Origin of the sequence: Micromonospora sp. NPDC004551, from assembly GCF_040609975.1 — a bacterium.
Lineage (GTDB): Bacteria > Actinomycetota > Actinomycetes > Mycobacteriales > Micromonosporaceae > Micromonospora.
This window is the reverse complement of record NZ_JBEXLM010000026.1, coordinates 1-15,618: the sequence shown is the minus strand read 5'-3', so window position 1 is coordinate 15,618 and position 15,618 is coordinate 1. Positions and strand designations below refer to the sequence as shown.

Annotated in this window: 15 protein-coding genes; 10 read left to right on the top strand and 5 right to left on the bottom strand. The window is 73.9% G+C overall.

Annotation, left to right across the window (positions count from 1 at the left end):
- Positions 1–32: 32 nt before the first annotated feature.
- Positions 33–1,181 (top strand): acyl-CoA dehydrogenase family protein, encoded by a 1,149-nt coding sequence (locus ABZW14_RS25775; RefSeq protein WP_355351144.1) that lies wholly within the window; start codon positions 33–35, stop codon positions 1,179–1,181.
- Positions 1,182–1,305: 124 nt separating this feature from the next.
- On the top strand, positions 1,306–3,948 hold the full coding sequence (locus ABZW14_RS25770; RefSeq protein WP_355351142.1) for a helix-turn-helix domain-containing protein: 2,643 nt from the start codon (positions 1,306–1,308) through the stop codon (positions 3,946–3,948).
- A 224-nt stretch (positions 3,949–4,172) separates the two neighbouring features.
- Here the strand turns inward: ABZW14_RS25770 and ABZW14_RS25765 are convergent, their stop codons facing one another.
- Positions 4,173–4,676 carry a MarR family transcriptional regulator gene (locus ABZW14_RS25765; RefSeq protein ID WP_355351140.1) on the bottom strand — a complete coding sequence of 168 codons (504 nt, stop codon included), beginning with the start codon at positions 4,674–4,676 and terminating at the stop codon, positions 4,173–4,175.
- Between the two features lie 101 nt (positions 4,677–4,777).
- Here ABZW14_RS25765 and ABZW14_RS25760 point away from each other — a divergent pair, with 101 nt between their 5' ends.
- Entirely contained in the window at positions 4,778–5,359 is a 582-nt protein-coding gene (locus ABZW14_RS25760; RefSeq protein ID WP_355351138.1) for a YceI family protein, read from the top strand.
- A gap of 253 nt (positions 5,360–5,612) precedes the next feature.
- Positions 5,613–7,091 carry a glutamate--cysteine ligase gene (locus ABZW14_RS25755; protein WP_355351136.1) on the top strand — a complete coding sequence of 493 codons (1,479 nt, stop codon included), beginning with the start codon at positions 5,613–5,615 and terminating at the stop codon, positions 7,089–7,091.
- Between the two features lie 18 nt (positions 7,092–7,109).
- Here ABZW14_RS25755 and ABZW14_RS25750 read toward each other — a convergent pair whose 3' ends face one another.
- On the bottom strand, positions 7,110–8,384 hold the full coding sequence (locus ABZW14_RS25750) for a hypothetical protein (RefSeq protein WP_355351134.1): 1,275 nt from the start codon (positions 8,382–8,384) through the stop codon (positions 7,110–7,112).
- A 115-nt stretch (positions 8,385–8,499) separates the two neighbouring features.
- Between ABZW14_RS25750 and ABZW14_RS25745 the strand changes: the two genes are divergently transcribed.
- Both ABZW14_RS25745 and ABZW14_RS25740 read left to right on the top strand, forming a co-directional pair.
- Complete coding sequence (locus ABZW14_RS25745; protein ID WP_355351132.1) at positions 8,500–9,186, top strand: PASTA domain-containing protein; 687 nt, start codon at positions 8,500–8,502, stop codon at positions 9,184–9,186.
- A 99-nt stretch (positions 9,187–9,285) separates the two neighbouring features.
- Positions 9,286–10,119: a PASTA domain-containing protein gene (locus tag ABZW14_RS25740; protein ID WP_355351130.1), complete on the top strand. Its 834-nt coding sequence runs from the start codon at positions 9,286–9,288 to the stop codon at positions 10,117–10,119.
- Between the two features lie 4 nt (positions 10,120–10,123).
- Here the strand turns inward: ABZW14_RS25740 and ABZW14_RS25735 are convergent, their stop codons facing one another.
- Together ABZW14_RS25735 and ABZW14_RS25730 are read right to left on the bottom strand one after the other, a co-directional pair.
- On the bottom strand, positions 10,124–10,567 hold the full coding sequence (locus tag ABZW14_RS25735) for a hypothetical protein (protein WP_355351128.1): 444 nt from the start codon (positions 10,565–10,567) through the stop codon (positions 10,124–10,126).
- 97 nt (positions 10,568–10,664) lie between these two features.
- Positions 10,665–10,952 (bottom strand): hypothetical protein, encoded by a 288-nt coding sequence (locus ABZW14_RS25730; RefSeq protein ID WP_355351126.1) that lies wholly within the window; start codon positions 10,950–10,952, stop codon positions 10,665–10,667.
- 629 nt (positions 10,953–11,581) lie between these two features.
- Here ABZW14_RS25730 and ABZW14_RS25725 point away from each other — a divergent pair.
- The 3 genes from ABZW14_RS25725 to ABZW14_RS25715 all read left to right on the top strand — a co-directional run bounded on the left by ABZW14_RS25725 (position 11,582) and on the right by ABZW14_RS25715 (position 13,212).
- The gene (locus tag ABZW14_RS25725) at positions 11,582–12,463 is read left to right on the top strand and encodes a helix-turn-helix transcriptional regulator (RefSeq protein ID WP_254341387.1); all 882 of its coding nucleotides are present in this window, start codon (positions 11,582–11,584) and stop codon (positions 12,461–12,463) included.
- Entirely contained in the window at positions 12,433–12,654 is a 222-nt protein-coding gene (locus ABZW14_RS25720) for a DUF397 domain-containing protein (protein ID WP_254341389.1), read from the top strand. The genes ABZW14_RS25725 and ABZW14_RS25720 overlap by 31 nt, the downstream gene beginning before the upstream one ends.
- A gap of 156 nt (positions 12,655–12,810) precedes the next feature.
- Positions 12,811–13,212: a hypothetical protein gene (locus tag ABZW14_RS25715; RefSeq protein WP_154229319.1), complete on the top strand. Its 402-nt coding sequence runs from the start codon at positions 12,811–12,813 to the stop codon at positions 13,210–13,212.
- Here ABZW14_RS25715 and ABZW14_RS25710 read toward each other — a convergent pair.
- Complete coding sequence (locus ABZW14_RS25710) at positions 13,180–13,782, bottom strand: hypothetical protein (RefSeq protein WP_355351123.1); 603 nt, start codon at positions 13,780–13,782, stop codon at positions 13,180–13,182. The two genes, ABZW14_RS25715 and ABZW14_RS25710, sit on opposite strands and share 33 nt — an antisense overlap.
- A 221-nt stretch (positions 13,783–14,003) precedes the next feature.
- On the opposite strand from ABZW14_RS25710, the gene ABZW14_RS25705 reads away from it, so the two are divergent.
- The coding region (locus ABZW14_RS25705) for a S8 family peptidase (protein WP_355351121.1) at positions 14,004–15,618 on the top strand (1,615 nt) is incomplete at its 3' end.

The window sequence follows — 15,618 nt, the reverse complement described above, 5'->3', positions numbered from 1 at the left end:
CCGTCCACAGGGGCATCCCACAGGAGGATCAGATGGACTTCCGGCTCAGCGACGAACAAGAGGCGCTGCGGGAGAGCGTGCGGGACTTCGCCCGCGAGGTGGTCGCGCCGGCCATCGCCGAGCACTACGAGCAGCACACCTTCCCGTACGAGATCATCCGCCAGATGGGCAAGATGGGCCTGTTCGGTCTCCCCTTCGCCGAGGAGCACGGCGGCATGGGCGGTGACTACTTCGCGCTCTGCCTGGCGCTGGAGGAGCTGGCCCGGGTCGACTCCAGCGTGGCCATCACCCTGGAGGCGGCGGTCTCGCTCGGCGCGATGCCGATCTACCGGTTCGGCACCGAGGAGCAGAAGGCCCGGTGGCTGCCCAAGCTGCTCAGCGGCGAGGCCCTCGCGGGGTTCGGGCTCACGGAGCCGGGCACCGGCTCGGACGCGGGCGGCACGCAGACGCGGGCGGTCCTGGACGGCGACGAGTGGGTCATCAACGGCTCGAAGGCGTTCATCACCAACTCCGGCACGGACATCACGTCGCTGGTCACGGTCACCGCGGTCACCGGCACGCGGCCGGACGGCACCAAGGAGCTGTCCACCATCATCGTCCCGTCCGGCACGCCGGGCTTCACCGTCGCGCCGGGCTACTCCAAGGTCGGCTGGACCGCCTCGGACACGCACGAGCTGACCTTCGACGACTGCCGGGTGCCGGCGGCGAACCTGCTCGGCGAGCGCGGCCGGGGCTTCGCCCAGTTCCTGCGCATCCTCGACGAGGGCCGGATCGCCATCGCGGCCCTGGCCGTGGGGCTCGCCCAGGGCTGCGTCGACGAGTCGATCAAGTACGCGAAGGAGCGCCAGGCGTTCGGCCAGCCGATCGGCGCGTACCAGGCGATCCAGTTCAAGATCGCCGACATGGAGATGAAGGCGCACACCGCCCGGCTCGCCTACTACGACGCGGCCGCCCGGATGCTGGCCGGCGAGCCGTTCAAGCGGCAGGCGGCCATCGCCAAGCTGCACGCCAGCACCATCGCGGTGGACAACGCCCGCGAGGCCACCCAGATCCACGGCGGCTACGGCTTCATGAACGAGTACCCGGTGGCCCGCTTCTGGCGCGACTCGAAGATCCTGGAGATCGGCGAGGGCACCAGCGAGGTGCAGCGCATGATCATCGCTCGCGATCTCGGCATGTGAGCGGCGCCCGCCCGGGCCGGTCGCGCCCGGGCGGGTCCACCGTCTGTCGGATATCGGCACTGGACGGTCGGCTGCCCGACGATGGGCTGTGGAGCGTCCGACCCGATCCGTACTCTTCGTGCCCATGACTCCCGATCATGATCGTTCGCGGAGCCCGGGCGGCCGCGCCGCGCTGCCCGACCTGTTGCGCGGGCACCGGCTCGCCGCCGGCCTGACGCAGGCCGAGCTGGCCACCCGGGCCGGCGTCGGCGTGCGGACCGTCCGCGATCTGGAGCGGGGCCGGGCCACCCGACCCCAGCGCACCACCGTCGACCTGCTGGCCGACGCTCTCGGCCTGGCCGGTCCGGCCCGGCAGGCGTTCCTCGCCGCGGCCCGTCCGGCCCAGACCCACCTGCCGGCCGGCGGTACCGACGCCGCCCCGCACCTCACGGTCAGCGGTCCCGACGCGGCCGCCGCGCCGCGCCCGGCCGCGCGGCACCTTCCGGTCACCGGCTCCGCCGCCACCGATTCGGGTACGCCCATCGCGCTGCCCCAGCCGGTCCCGCTGCTCGGGCGGGACCGGGACGTCGACGAGGTGGCCTCCCTGCTCTCCGAGCACCCGGTGGTGAGCCTGGTCGGGCTGGCCGGTGTCGGCAAGACCGCGCTCGCCCTCACCGTCGCCTATGCGGCGGCCGCCGACCATCCGGCCGGCGTGACCGGGGTGCTGGTCGGCGAGGGCTCCGACGCCGCCGACGTGCTCGCCGCCTCGGTCGCGGTGCTCGGCGTGAATCGCTTGGCCGATCTTCCCTGCCGGCTCGGCGGACGGCCCGCGCTGCTGCTGGTGGACGCCGTCGAGCGGGCACCCGGCCCGGTGGCCGAGGCGCTGCGCACCCTGGTCGCGGCGGCGCCGACGCTGCGGGTGCTGGTCACCGGCCGGCGTCCGGTGGGGCTTCCCGGCGAACTGGTGCGGCCGGTCGCGCCGCTCGACGTGCCGCCGGCGGGACAGGAGCCGGCCGACCCCGCGGAGCTGGCCCGCTGGCCCGCGGCGACCCTGTTCCTCGCCCGGCTCGCCCAGGCGCGCCGGGAGCCACCCACGCGGGCCGAGCTGCCGGCGCTCGCCGCGCTGGTACGCCGCCTCGGTGGGCTGCCACTGGCCATCGAGCTGATGGCCGCACGGGGCCGGATCCTCGACGTCACCGAACTGCTCGACCGCTACGGCGACCGGGTCCTCGACCTGGCCGGCGTACGCCCCGGCTGGGAGCCCGCCGACCCGGCCGCCGGCACGGTGACCCTGCGCGAGGCGGTGGCGACCAGTTACCACCTGCTCGCGCCCGCCGAACGGGCGGCGCTGCGCCGGCTCTCCGCATTCCGCAACCGCTGGTCGGTGGAGCTGGCCGAGGACCTGCTGGCCGACGGTGGGCAGCGGCGGGACGCCGTTCCCCTGCTGGACCGGCTGCGCGAACTCGGGCTGCTCAGCGTGCGGGGCACCGGCCCGTTCCGGTTCCGCCTGCTGGACGCGGTGCGCGACTTCGCCACCGAGCAGGCCGCCGTCGAGGGGGAGCTGACCGCGATCCGGCGCCGGCACGCCCTGGTCGTCGCCGGTCTGGTACGCCGTACCGCCCCTAACCTGGTCGGCGCGGACCTGCCCACCGCCGTGCACCTCCTCGACGAGGCGACCAGCGACATCACGGCCGCCCTGGCGCACGCGGCCGACGACGATCCGGCGACCGGGCTGCTCCTGGCGGCGGCCCTGCCTCGCTGGTGGCGGCTGCGCGGACGGGACGTCTCCGGGCGCCGCTGGCTGCGCCGCCTGCTGGCCGATCCGCGCACTGCCGACGCCACACCGGTGCTGCGGGCCTGGGCGCTGCTCGGGTCCGCGCGCCTCGCCGCCGAGCATGGTGCCGGCGGGGTGGAGCTGCCGGCGGCCCGGGAGGCGCTGGAGATCTTCCGGGCGGCCGGCGAGGTGACCGGTGAGCTGTCGACCCGGTCGGTGCTCTGCACGCTGCTCAGCGCCGCCGGTGCGCATCGGGAGGCTCGGGAGCAGGCCGAGGCGGCACTGGAGCTGGCCACCCACCACGGCCGGGCACGCGAGATGGCCGTCGCCCACCAGCACCTCACCTGGCACGACGTACGTGTGGCGGACCTGGCCGGCGCGCGGCGCCGGCTGGCGACGGTCGACCGGCTGGCCGCCCAGTGCGGGGAGCAGCGGCTCCGCCTGCTGGCCCGGGCCGACGCGGCCGAGGTGACCCGGCTGGAGGGCCGCTACGTCGACGCGGTGGAGCAGGGGCGGCGGGTGGCGGGCGCGCTCGTCGAGCTTGGCGAACCGGGGCGATGGCGGCGGGTGCTCGGCACGGTCGGGCTCGCGCTCGCCCTCGACGGGCGGGCGGCCGAGGCGGCGGAGGTGCTGGCCGAGCTGCGCCCGGCGCACCCGGTGCCGGCGCAACGCCGGCCGCCGGGCGTGGAGGCCCTCGACCCGCGCGGGGAGCGGCGTGACGTCCCGCCGGAGGAGGTGGTCTGCGCGCTGATCGAGGGCCATCTCGCGCTCCACCGGGGGGACCGGGAACTGGCCGCCGAGTGGTTCACCGCGGCGGCCGAGTCGACGGCCGGCGGCGGGGAGCGGCGCGACCTGGTCGAGGCGCTGGTCGGGCTCGCGGCCAGCACCGGCGAGGTCGCGGTGCTGGACCGGCTGGACCGGGCCTGCCGGGCCACCGGGATCCGGCTGCTGCCGCGGGAGGAGGCCCTGCTCTACGCGCTGATGGCCAATCGGGAACGCGCCCGGGGCGACTGAGGCCGGCCGGGGAAGGCGCGGGGGTGGCGCGAGCGAAGAAGCCCCCTGGTGCTGCCCCTCGCTCATCGCTCGCGCCGGCACCCCCCGGTGCCCCCCCGCTGCCGGGAAGCCTAACCAGCCGGCGCGGCCGTTTTAGGGGCTTATGCGGGGCTATGCCCGCGTGCTTAGCCGGTTCTGCCGGTCTTTCTGCCGGTGACCCACGAACGCGCCCGAGCCTGCGGCGATCAGCAGTCGGCCGGCCCTCCGGCAGGCACGGGCTCGGTGCTGCCGGCGGTCGCCCCCGGGTGCACCGCGTCGCGGACCCGGCGCAGGCCGTCGAGGAGCGCTTCCAGCTGGGCCGGAGCGAGCTGACCGGTGAACCACTGCTCGATGATCCGCAGGTGGCCGGGCAGGGTCTCGTCCAGGCGGCTGAGGCCGGCGGCGGTGACCACCGCGTACGAGCTGCGCCGGTCGGACGGGCAGGCCCGGCGACGAAGCAGGCCGTCGCGCTCCATCCGGTCGACCACGCGGGTGACTCCGCTGGTGGACAGGGAGGTCTGCGCCGCGAGGTCGGTCATCCGGAGCTGGTGGCCCGGCGACCGGCTGAGCCGCATCAGCACCTCGAACTCGACCGGGGAGAGGCCGTGCTCCTCGAACTGGGCGGCGAACCGGGCCGACAGCCCGGCGCTGGCCTCGAAGAGGAGGCCGATGGCGGTGATCCGGGGATCGTCGAACACGTTCTGGTCCACGCTGACATCCTAGCAGTCCTTGACACAGGGAATATTGCTATGCCTATAGTTGCTCAGTCAGTCGTTGGGTTACTAAACAATCTTCCCTGGAGGGCACCAGCATGACCAGCAGCATCGAAGCGGTTACCCGCGACTGGGAGGGTCTCACCATCCCGACCGCCGGCACCTACCTGCTCGACGCGGCTCACAAGCGCGTCGGGTTCGTCGCGCGGCACATGATGGTCAGCAAGGTACGCGGTGAGTTCGCCGAGGCTACCGCCACGATCACCGTTGCCGAGGACCCGACGCAGTCGTCGGTGACCGCCACCATCCAGGCCGCCAGCATCAACACCGCCCAGGCCGACCGCGACGCGCACCTGCGCAGCCCGGAGTTCCTCGACGCCGAGCAGTTCCCCACCCTGGAGTTCCGCAGCACCGGCGTGAAGTCCCGCGACGGCAACGAGTTCGTGCTCACCGGTGAGCTCACCATCAAGGGCGTGACCCGTCCGGTCGACCTGGACGTCGAGTTCGAGGGCGTCGGCCGCAGCCCCTTCGGCCAGGACATCTTCGGCTTCTCCGCGTCGACCGAGATCGACCGGGAGGACTTCGGCCTGACCTGGAACGTCGCCCTGGAGACCGGCGGCGTCCTGGTCGGCAAGAAGATCAAGATTGAGATCGAGGGCGAGGCCGTCCGCCAGGCCTGATCCTCCGCGTACGACCCCACGGGCCCGCGCCGTCACCCGACGGCGCGGGCCCGTCGTCGTACGCCGCTGGGTGCGAATTGTCACGTGTTGTTCGCAGGTCGATCGCGGTGCGGCGCGCGGCCGCTGGGTAGGAGTGCAGACCTGCGCCCAGCCGCCGATCCGGCGGACCGGGCGCACTTACGCACTCAACGTGAATGGTTCACAATGCGTTGCGGAACCGTACGGTTCCGTGGCCCCGGCGCCGGGAGGACAGATGGGCAGAGACGTCGAGCAGGGCGCCTTCTCCCGGGAGGATCGGGTCCGCTACCGGCAGAAGGTCCGGCGGTGCCTGGACGTCTTCGCGCTGATGCTGGACGACTTCGGCTTCGACGCCGACCGGCCGATGACCGGGCTGGAGATCGAACTCAACCTGGTCGACGCCGCCGCCGAGCCGGCCATGCGCAACGACCAGATCCTGGCCGACATCGCCGACCCGCTCTTCCAGACCGAGCTGGGGCAGTTCAACCTGGAGCTGAACGCCTCGCCCCGGCTCATCGAGGGCAACGGCTTCGCCGACTACGCACACGACCTGCGCAGCAGCCTGAGCCGCGCCGACGAGCGGGCCGCGAAGTCCGACGCGAAGATCGTGATGGTCGGCATCCTGCCCACGCTCACGGAGCGGCACCTGGTCGCCGACAACCTCTCCACCGACGAGCGCTACCGGGTGCTCAACGACCAGATCGTCGGGGCCCGGGGCGAGGACATCGAGCTGGACATCCGCGGCGTCGAGCGGCTGCGTACGCACACCGACTCGATCGCGCCGGAGTCCGCCTGCACCAGCCTCCAGTTCCATCTCCAGGTCGCGCCGGACAGCTTCGCCGACTACTGGAACGCCTCCCAGGCCATCGCGGGCGTGCAGGTGGCGATCGGCGCCAACTCGCCGTTCCTCTACGGCCGGCAGCTCTGGGCGGAGACCCGGATCGCCCTGTTCGAGCAGGCCACCGACACTCGCCCGGACGAACTGAAGGCCCAGGGCGTACGCCCCCGGGTGTGGTTCGGCGAGCGCTGGATCACCTCGATCTTCGACCTGTTCGAGGAGAACGTCCGCTACTTCCCGCCCCTGCTGCCCATCTGCGAGGAGGAGGACCCGGTCGAGGTGCTGCACGCCGGCGGGGTGCCCCAGCTCGGCGAGCTGCGGCTGCACAACGGCACCGTCTACCGCTGGAACCGCCCGGTCTACGACATCATGGACGGCCGCCCGCACCTGCGGGTGGAGAACCGGGTGCTGCCGGCCGGGCCGACCGTGGTCGACATGCTCGCCAACGCGGCCTTCTACTTCGGTCTCGCCCGCGGCCTCGCCGAGGCGGACCGGCCGATCTGGAGCCAGCTCACCTTCAGCTCGGCCGAGGAGAACTTCCACGCCGCCGCCCGGCGCGGCATCAACGCGGTGCTGCACTGGCCCCGGCTCGGCGACGTGCCGGTCACCACGCTCGTCCTCGACACGCTGCTGCCCACCGCCGCCGAGGGGCTGGACCGGTTCGGTGTCGCCCCGGCCGAGCGGGACCATCTCCTCGGCGTGATCGAGGAGCGCTGCCGCACGGGCCGCAACGGCGCGGTCTGGCAGACCGAGACGGTGTGGGCCGCCGAGCGGCACCGCGGCATGGACCGGGAGGCCGCGCTGCACCACATGGTCCAGCGCTACGCCGAGCTGCAACGCGCCAACGAACCCGTACACACCTGGCCGGTCGACTGACACCGCTACCGGCGAGGGTCAGCGGTTGCGGCGGCGGGCCTTCGGTCCGGTGGTCGGCGCGGTCGCGCCGCCCTCCGGTGCGCCGTCCGGCTCGCTTCCGCCCGGCGTCTCCACCGCAGCCGGGGCCGCCACCGGGTCGTCACCGGTCCGGATCGGCTCGGTGCGGTCCGCCGGGGTGGACTCCGGCCGCCGCTGCGGCGGCACGGCCCGGCCGCGCCGGCCACCCGCCACCTCCCGCGCGGGGTCGTCCGGCGCCTCGGCCGGCGCGGATCCGCGCTGTGGGCCGGTGGGCGCCAACGCGGTCTCGGCGGAGCCGCTGACCGGCGCGTCCTCGTCGGGGGCCGCCAGCTCGTGCGGCTCACCGGTGCGCTGGCGCGGCAGGCGCACGTCGGCCGGCGCGATCTGCTCGGCGGCGTGACGGTCGGCCCGCTGGGCGAGCGCGGCCATCAGGGCCGAGCCGCCGATCCCGGCGATCACCGCGTACGGAGCGATCAGGTGGGCCGACACCTGCTCGGCCGCGATCCCGGCGAGCCTCGGCACGGCGAGCAGGTAGGCCAGCGCGACCAGCAGCGGACCGGCCGCCCCGGAGGCCGCCGCCCCGACCCGTCGGTCTGGCGCGCGGACCGCCCACCGGGCGGCCAGCACCCCGATCACCAGGGCCGAACCGAGCGAAAGCAGCGCGCCCGGCCAGTAGAAGTAGTCCCGGATCCAGAACCGGCCGCTGTCCGCGCTGATCTGCCAGATGCCGAGCTGCGCGGTGGTGAGGCCTCGGCCGGAGAGCACCCCGTCGACCACCGACACCACGGCGAGCAGCCAGAGCCAGCCGGTGGTGGCGATGAGGTTGGTGGCGGCGGCCCGGGTGTGCAGTGCCCAGGTCGCGAGCAGCACGCCGAGCACCAGACCGGCGGCCGCGTATCCGGCGGCCACGGCCTGCGGCGAGGACGTGTCCGGCACGTGGGCGGCCCGGGCCGGCACGGCCACCAGCAGGACGGTGATCAGCGCACCCACCCCGGCGGCAAGCGCCAGGCCGAGCCGGGGCAGGGCGCCCGCCGGCTCGTCGTCGTCCGCACCGCGCAGCCGCTGGGCGCAGACCGCGCCGGCGATCACCGAGGTCGCGGAGATCCAGGTGGCCCAGGCGAGGCTGGCCACCCAGGCCGCGTCGACCCGGTCGGCACCGGCCGGCGCCCAGTTGATGATGCCCAGCCCGTAGCCGAAGCCGAGCTGCGCGGCGCCCGTACCGGCGGCGACGCCGAGTGCGGCGGCGGTCGATCCTCCCCAGCCTCGTCTGGCCATGCCGGGGAGCGTAGCGTCCCAAGGTCGACGCGGCGAGTGCTGGCGGAGGCCGGATCGGCCGCGAGGAGCTTGGTGGCGCCGGATACGGTCGCCGGTGACTGAGGCGGGGGACGCGATGACGGACGACGGGTACCCGGACCGGCAGCCCGAGGTACGCGAAGCGGGGCCCGACCGGACCCGGCTGCTCCTCGGCGGCGGTCTGGCGGCGGTCCTGCTGGCGGTGATCGGGGCGAGCGGCGGCTGGGTCCTGGCCGGGGAGCCGGACCGGCCGGCCGTGCCGCCCGCCGCCGCCCCCACCAAAGCGGACGTCGACCCCGTCCCGCCCACCGCCGCGCCGGCGAGCACGGCCGCCGACCGGCCGACCGGTACGCGCACCACGACCCCCGCCGGCCTGACCGTGCCCCAGCTGGTGGGCACCGACTTCGAGCAGGCCCGGCGTGAGCTGCGGGACCGCCGGCTCGGCTGGCGGCTGGTGTTCGGCAGCGGCTCCGGCCGTTCCGTCGAGCGCACCTCGCCCGCCCCCGGTACGCCGGTGAAGCGCGGCGTCACCGTCACCCTCTGGGTCGCCGGCCCGGCGCCGGCCGTCGCCGTGCCCGACCTGCTTGCCCTGGGCTGTGCCGACGCGGCGGACGATCTGGTGGCCGCCGGCCTCTACCCCCGCTACCGCACCGGACGGCAGGGTCCGGTCACGGCGCAGGACCCGGCCCCCGGCAGCGCCGCCCGATGGAACGACCCGGTCGCCCTCACCTGCGGCGGCGAGCCCGCCACCACGCCGACCGCCGGCCCGCTCCCCTCGCCCTGACCGGCCCCGGCGCGCTGATGCCTGCCGATGGTGGGGCGGACCGCTACCGTGGACGATCGAGGGCCAGGCCGCCCTGCCCCGGTGGGGAAAGGACGTGCGATGAGCGACGACCGTCAGGAACCACCCGCCGAGGAGCCGGACGCGACAAGGGCGCTGCCTCCCGACCGGAACGGGCCCGACCCGGACCCCACCCGCCCCCTGCCACCCGAGCGCCCCACCGAGGACGCCGACACCACCCGCGCGATGCCACGGGAACCGGGCGGCGGTCAGCACGCGGACGAGACCCGCCCGCTGCCCCGCGAGGAAAGCGGTGCCGGAGCGCGGCGGCCGGCCGACGCGACCCGCCCGGAGCCGGTCAGCCCCGCGTGGTCCGGGCGTGCCGGGGTGCCTCCACCGCGCCCGGCCGGGTACCCGGAGCCCGGCGGCGAGTGGTACACCGAGGAGCAGGCGAGTCGCCGCTGGTGGATGCCGATCCTCCTGGGCATTCTTGCGCTGCTGCTGGTCGCGTTGATCGGCCTGGGCGTCTGGCTCGCCCTCCGCGCGGCGGACCGCGACGCCGAGCCGGGCCTGTCGCCCTCAGCGGTGCCGAGCACCGCACCGCAGACCAGTGCCACGCCGACCACTGCCGCGCCGAGCAGCTCGCCCCCGAGCAGCCCGCCGACCACCACGGCGGCCGCCGAGGTGCCGATGCCACCGCTGACCGGGTTGCCGGAGTCCGCCGCCCGGGCGGCGCTCGACCGGCTGGGCGTGGACTACCGGGTGCGGTACCGGACCTCGGACCAGCCGGCGGGAACGGTGATCGACACCGACCCGCAGGCCGGCGAGCCGGTCGCCGAGGGGGATCGGGTCACCCTCGTGGTGGCCCGGGCCGCGGCGCCGACGACGGACGCGGCCACCACGACGCCCCCGCCGACGGCCACCGCCACGCCGTGAGCGTTCACCACTGGCGGCGGCGGGTGCCGACGAGGCCCAGTCCGGCCAGCGAGATGGCGAGGCCGAGCAGGCCGGAGTAGAACAGCGACCGGCTGAGATCGGTGACGGCCGACGGGCGCTCGGCGAGCGTGGCCTCCCCGGCCCCGGCCCCGCCTGCGGCCTGCCCGGGAAGAGACGTGGCGGAGTCACCGTCCCGCGTGCCGGCGGCCGGTGGGTCGACCCAGTCGGGCTCGTCCTCCGGATCGGTGGCGGGCCGGTTGCCCTCCCCGGCCACGGTGATCTCCGGAGCCGGGACCGGCTCCGTCAACTCCTGGGTGGCGGAGAAGGCGGGATGGCGGACCACGAGCGCGAGTGCGGTCGCGGCACCGAGGAAGGCGAGAAGCCCGAGGGCGTAGCGGATACGGGACCGGTGGTGCCGCCGCGCGGCGGGCAGATTGACCATGACCATCCCAGGTTCAGGGTCCGGAGCGCGCGGGGTGGAGCTTGCCGGGGTGGGCGTACCGATTCTATGGCGGCGGCACGCCCCCCGACCGGGATTCGTGAGGTCAGCCGACCTGGACCGGGGTCCGGGCCACCGGACGGCGGGCCGTCCGGACGGTATGCGGACGCGGGGCCGGCGCGGCCTGGAGGTGCCGCAGGCCCTCCTGCTGTACGAAGATCGACCGCCGGCTGACCGCGTCCCCCGCCGCGTTCAACTCGTAGCCGTCGAGCCAGAGCCAACCGTCGTAGGTCGGCCAGTCGAGCACCCGGATCACCCGGAACATGATCGGTCGGAGGAACTGGACACTCGCCGCGCGAGTCACGTGCAGTACGTCACCGGAGCGGGGAAGCACATGGGCTCCTGGGAAGGATCGGCCGGCGGACGGGCCGGCGAGGCTGATCGGGGGGACAGGTCTGTCCGGTGACGGGGGATCTACCTCGTGGACCGGCTGATCAGTGGGTCGGTGCTGGTCGGGCCGTACCCGCGGTGGCGGACCGCCACCCGACCATCACCCGGCTGCTCCCGGTTACCGCTCCCGCCGCCGCAGCCGAGCCGGCGTGCAGCGGCGGGGTCTTCATCCCGGGGCAGGTCGCAGGGCGCGGGACGGCTCCCCTCCTGCCGTCCCGCGGCCCGTGGTGCGACCACGCCCGGAGATCATGCGAAGACGGTGAGTAACCCGTGCCATACCGACAGAGTGCATCAGCGACGTGCTTCATGCAAGTTGCACGTCGACTTTTGCCGATACGCGAGCACGACACGTGAACGGGACGCTTGAAGCCTCAGGTCTCCGGACGGCACACTGGACGCCGGTTTCGCCCGTCGCGGCCGGTCGACGACCGGCATCACCCCCCTGCCGCGAACGCTCGCCCGCCGTACGCCGGTCGCGCCCCGGCGGGCGTGTAGCCGGGCGCGACCGACCGGAGGTAGCCGGGTGCGTGCGAGGAGCGGGAATCCCCGTCCATCGACCCGTGGGGTGCCGTCGTGAGCGAGCGGCGCAGCCCGACCATCCGGCGTCGGCGCCTGGGGGCGGAACTCCGCCGGCAGCGTGAAGCCGCCGGCATCACCATCGAGACGGTCGCCGAGCAGTTGGAGTGTTCGGCCTCCAAGATCTCGCGTATCGAGACCGGTCACACCACCGCGACCCCGCGGGACGTGCGGGACATGCTCCGCATCTACGGGGTCGTCGGCGCCGAGAGCGACGAGCTTGTGCAGATCGCTCGCGAGGCCCGGCAGAAGGGCTGGTGGCATCCGTACAGCACGGTGCTGGTCGGGGCGTACGTGGGGCTGGAGGCGGCGGCCAGCTCGATCCGGGCGTATGAACAGCAGGTCGTGCCGGGCCTGCTGGAGACCGAGGAGTACGCGGGGGCGATGATCCGGGCCGCTCGGCCCGACTTCTCCGCTGAACAGGTCGAACAACGGGTGCGTGTCCGACTGGGCCGTCAGTCGTTGTTGACCCAGGACGATCCGGTCGATCTGTGGGTGGTGCTCGACGAGGCGGTGCTGAGCCGGCCGGTTGGCGGCGACGCGGTGATGCGTGGCCAGCTCAGACGGCTGGTGGAGATAGCCGAACTGCCGAACGTGACGTTGCAGGTCCTGCCCTTCGAGGTGGGCGCGCACGCCGGCATGGACGGCACCTTCACGATCCTCAGCTTCCCCGAACCGAGTGATCCCGATGTCGTGTACGCGGAGAACGCCACGGGTGGGCTCTTCCTCGAGAAGAGTGACGAGCTACAGAAGTACAGCTTCATCTTCGATCACATTCGAGCGGCGGCCATTCGCCCGGAGGAATCCATCGCACACATCGCAAAACTGGCAGAGGAGCCGTTGTGGAAATGGCGACCAAGGAGTTCCCCGTGGACCTGACGCAGGCGACGTGGTTCAAGAGCTCGAAGAGCGGGCCGAACTGTGACAACTGTGTGGAGGTCGCGTATGTGACCGGGGCGGTCGGCGTCCGGGACTCGAAGGACAGGACGGGCCCCGCCCTGGTCTTCGCCCCTGGTGACTGGCACGCCTTCGTCGCCGGCGCCAGAGGCGGTACGTTCGGCCGGAGCTGAACCGGCGTCCCGCCCCATGAGCGTGGTCCCGCCCGGCAGCGTCGCCGGGCGGGATCATGTCGTCCGCGCCCCGGCCGGATCCGGGCACCCGTCGCCAGTTCGATCCCGCCTCGTTGAACCGCACAGATCGGCAACCGAGCGAGGCAGGCGAGACGGATGACGACGATCGGTTCAGAGAATCTGACCAACGGCCCGGGCAAGCCCGAGCGGTTCGGTGGCAAGTACCGCGGAGCACGCCGGGACAGCGTCCTCACCGAGGTGGGCTCGGGCGACACCGAGATCGGTGGCCGTGACACGGCCGCTCCGGACCAGGCCGGCCCGCCGCTCTCCCTGCCGTCCCTCGACCCGAACCCGCTCACCGAGCCGTCCTTCCCGCCGACCGGCTGGCCGATGGAGCAGCCGGAGTCCCTGGTGGACCACCCGCTGCTGCGCGGGCTCCTCATGGAGTTGCCGCCGAAGGGCAGCGTGCCCCCGCCGGGGTGGCTGGACCGCTGGTTCGAGGCGACCCGGGCGATCCTGGAGCTGCTATACGTGCAGGGGACGGCCCGCCCGCGCTGACACCGCGACCGCCGGCGGCAGCGCCCGCTCGGCGAGGCGGTTGTGCCGCAGGGCGTGGCGTACCCCGATCGCGATCACGCCGAGCACCGCGACGGTGATCGCGGGCCCGGCGACGGCCGGCGTCGCGAGCAGGTCGACGCCCGTGGCCGGCAGCACCGCGCCGACCGCCGCCACTGCGGTCACCTGGAGCGGCAGGCCGATCAGCGGGTGCGCCGCGGCGGCCCGCAACCCGTGCGGAGCCGGGGTGTCCGGCGCGGCGGCGAACGCGCCCGCGCCGGCCCGCAGCCACCGGACCCGGCGGACCGTGCAGACCGCGACGACCAGCGCCGGCGCCGCCGCGAGGGCGAGCCCGGAGGCGGCCCGGTCGAGCGCCGTCGTGCCGGCGCTCTGGAGGCCCGCCGCCAGGACGGCCGCGGTGAGCGCCGGGCCGGTCAGGACCAGGGCGGACAACCATCCGGTACGCCGCCGCAGCGCGCGGGCGCGGTCCAGCCGGGGCAGCCCGTCCGCCAGCACGCCGGCGGCCAGCCAGACGGCGGCGACGGGGAGCAGCACGGTGAGAGGCTCGTCCATGGTGTCCAGCCTGGCCTGGATCGACGTGCGCCGAATCCGGGACGGCACCCCGGTTCCCCCCGTACGCCCTCCCGTAGGGGTCATCCCACCGGCGTTATGGCGGTTCCGACATGTTCACAGTCTTTCCACCGCTGACCTAGCCTCTTAATGATCGGTCAGTGTCGATCCGCTCGCGCCTCACCGGGCGGACGGTCCTGTGCCGGTCGGAGGGAGGTAGGGAGATGGGTCTCCCACACCGGTCCGTACTCGTCGGAATGGCCGCCCTGACCATGCTCGCGGCCGCGTCCCCCGCCTCGGCCGCCGAACCCACCGGCACCATCCGCGCCGCCGGTGGTCCCACCGCGGTGGCCGACAGCTACCTCGTCGTGCTGAAGGACAGCGCCGTCGCCCCGAGCCGGGTCACCGAGACCGCGCAGCGGCTCACTGCCCGGCACGGCGGCACGGTCGCCCGCACCTGGCGCGCCGCGTTGCGCGGCTTCGAACTCACCGTCGGCGCGAAGGCCGCCGCGCGGATCGCGGCCGACCCGGCCGTGGCGTACGTCGAGCAGAACCACACGGTCTCCATCGCCGGCACCCAGACGAACCCGCCGTCCTGGGGCCTGGACCGGATCGACCAGCGGAACCTGCCCCTGAACAGCTCCTACACCTACCCGAACACGGCCGGGAACGTGCGCGCGTACATCATCGACACCGGCGTGCTGTTCGGGCACAACGACTTCGGCGGCCGGGCCGTCTCGGGCTTCGACGCGGTGGACGGCGGCTCCGCCGACGACTGCAACGGCCACGGCACGCACGTCGCGGGCACGGTGGGCGGCTCGTCGTACGGGGTGGCGAAGGGCGTCCAGATCGTCGGCGTCCGGGTGTTGAACTGCCAGGGTAGCGGCACCAACGCCCAGGTGGTGTCCGGCATCGACTGGGTCACCGCGAACGCGGTGAAGCCGGCCGTGGCCAACATGAGCCTCGGCGGCTCCGCCAACAGCTCCATCGACACCGCGATCACCAACTCGATCAACTCCGGCATCACGTACGCCGTGGCGGCCGGTAACGGCGACATCCTGGGCAACCGGCAGAACGCCTGCAACTACTCGCCGGCCCGGGTCGCGCCGGCGATCACCGTCGGGGCGACGCAGAACAACGACGCCGCCGCGAGCTTCTCCAACTACGGCACCTGCGTCGACATCCTGGCGCCGGGCGTCAACATCACCTCCGCGTGGTACACCGGCACGTCCGCCACCAACACGATCAGCGGCACCTCGATGGCGTCGCCGCACGTGGCCGGCGCGGCAGCGCTCGTGCTCTCGGCGAATCCCTCGTGGACCCCGCAACAGGTGCGGGACAGCCTGGTGAACAACGCCACCCCGAACGTGGTGACGAACGTGGGCACGGGCACGCCGAACCGGCTGCTCTACGTGGTGAACGGCACGACTCCGCCACCGACGAACGACTTCTCCGTCTCCGTCTCACCCACCTCCGGCTCGACCGCGCCGGGCGGCTCGGTGACCGCCACCGTGGCCACCGCCACCACCAGCGGGTCCGCCCAGTCCGTCAGCCTCTCGGCGAGCGGCCTGCCGACCGGTGCCACCGCGTCGTTCAGCCCGTCCTCGGTGACCTCGGGCGGCTCGTCCACGCTGACCATCGCCACCACGGCGAGCACCCCGGCCGGCACCTACCCGGTGACGATCAGCGGCACCGCGGCGTCGGGCACGAAGACGGCGACGTACTCACTGACGGTCACCGGGACCGGTGGCTGCACGGGCGCCGGTCAGAAGCTCGGCAACCCGGGCTTCGAGTCGGGTAACACCGTCTGGTCGTCCAGCTCGGGCGTCATCGGCCAGT

Bases quoted from the DNA above. Each gene is read 5' to 3' on its own strand.
- ABZW14_RS25755 (WP_355351136.1), top strand. From the start codon at position 5,613: ATGGGCAGAGACGTCGAGCAGGGCGCCTTCTCCCGGGAGGATCGGGTC.
- ABZW14_RS25740 (WP_355351130.1), top strand. From the start codon at position 9,286: ATGAGCGACGACCGTCAGGAACCACCCGCCGAGGAGCCGGACGCGACA.
- ABZW14_RS25760 (WP_355351138.1), top strand. From the start codon at position 4,778: ATGACCAGCAGCATCGAAGCGGTTACCCGCGACTGGGAGGGTCTCACC.
- ABZW14_RS25715 (WP_154229319.1), top strand. From the start codon at position 12,811: ATGACGACGATCGGTTCAGAGAATCTGACCAACGGCCCGGGCAAGCCC.
- ABZW14_RS25720 (WP_254341389.1), top strand. From the start codon at position 12,433: ATGGCGACCAAGGAGTTCCCCGTGGACCTGACGCAGGCGACGTGGTTC.
- ABZW14_RS25770 (WP_355351142.1), top strand. From the start codon at position 1,306: ATGACTCCCGATCATGATCGTTCGCGGAGCCCGGGCGGCCGCGCCGCG.
- ABZW14_RS25750 (WP_355351134.1), bottom strand. From the start codon at position 8,384: ATGGCCAGACGAGGCTGGGGAGGATCGACCGCCGCCGCACTCGGCGTC.
- ABZW14_RS25775 (WP_355351144.1), top strand. From the start codon at position 33: ATGGACTTCCGGCTCAGCGACGAACAAGAGGCGCTGCGGGAGAGCGTG.
- ABZW14_RS25735 (WP_355351128.1), bottom strand. From the start codon at position 10,567: ATGGTCATGGTCAATCTGCCCGCCGCGCGGCGGCACCACCGGTCCCGT.
- ABZW14_RS25745 (WP_355351132.1), top strand. From the start codon at position 8,500: ATGACGGACGACGGGTACCCGGACCGGCAGCCCGAGGTACGCGAAGCG.
- ABZW14_RS25710 (WP_355351123.1), bottom strand. From the start codon at position 13,782: ATGGACGAGCCTCTCACCGTGCTGCTCCCCGTCGCCGCCGTCTGGCTG.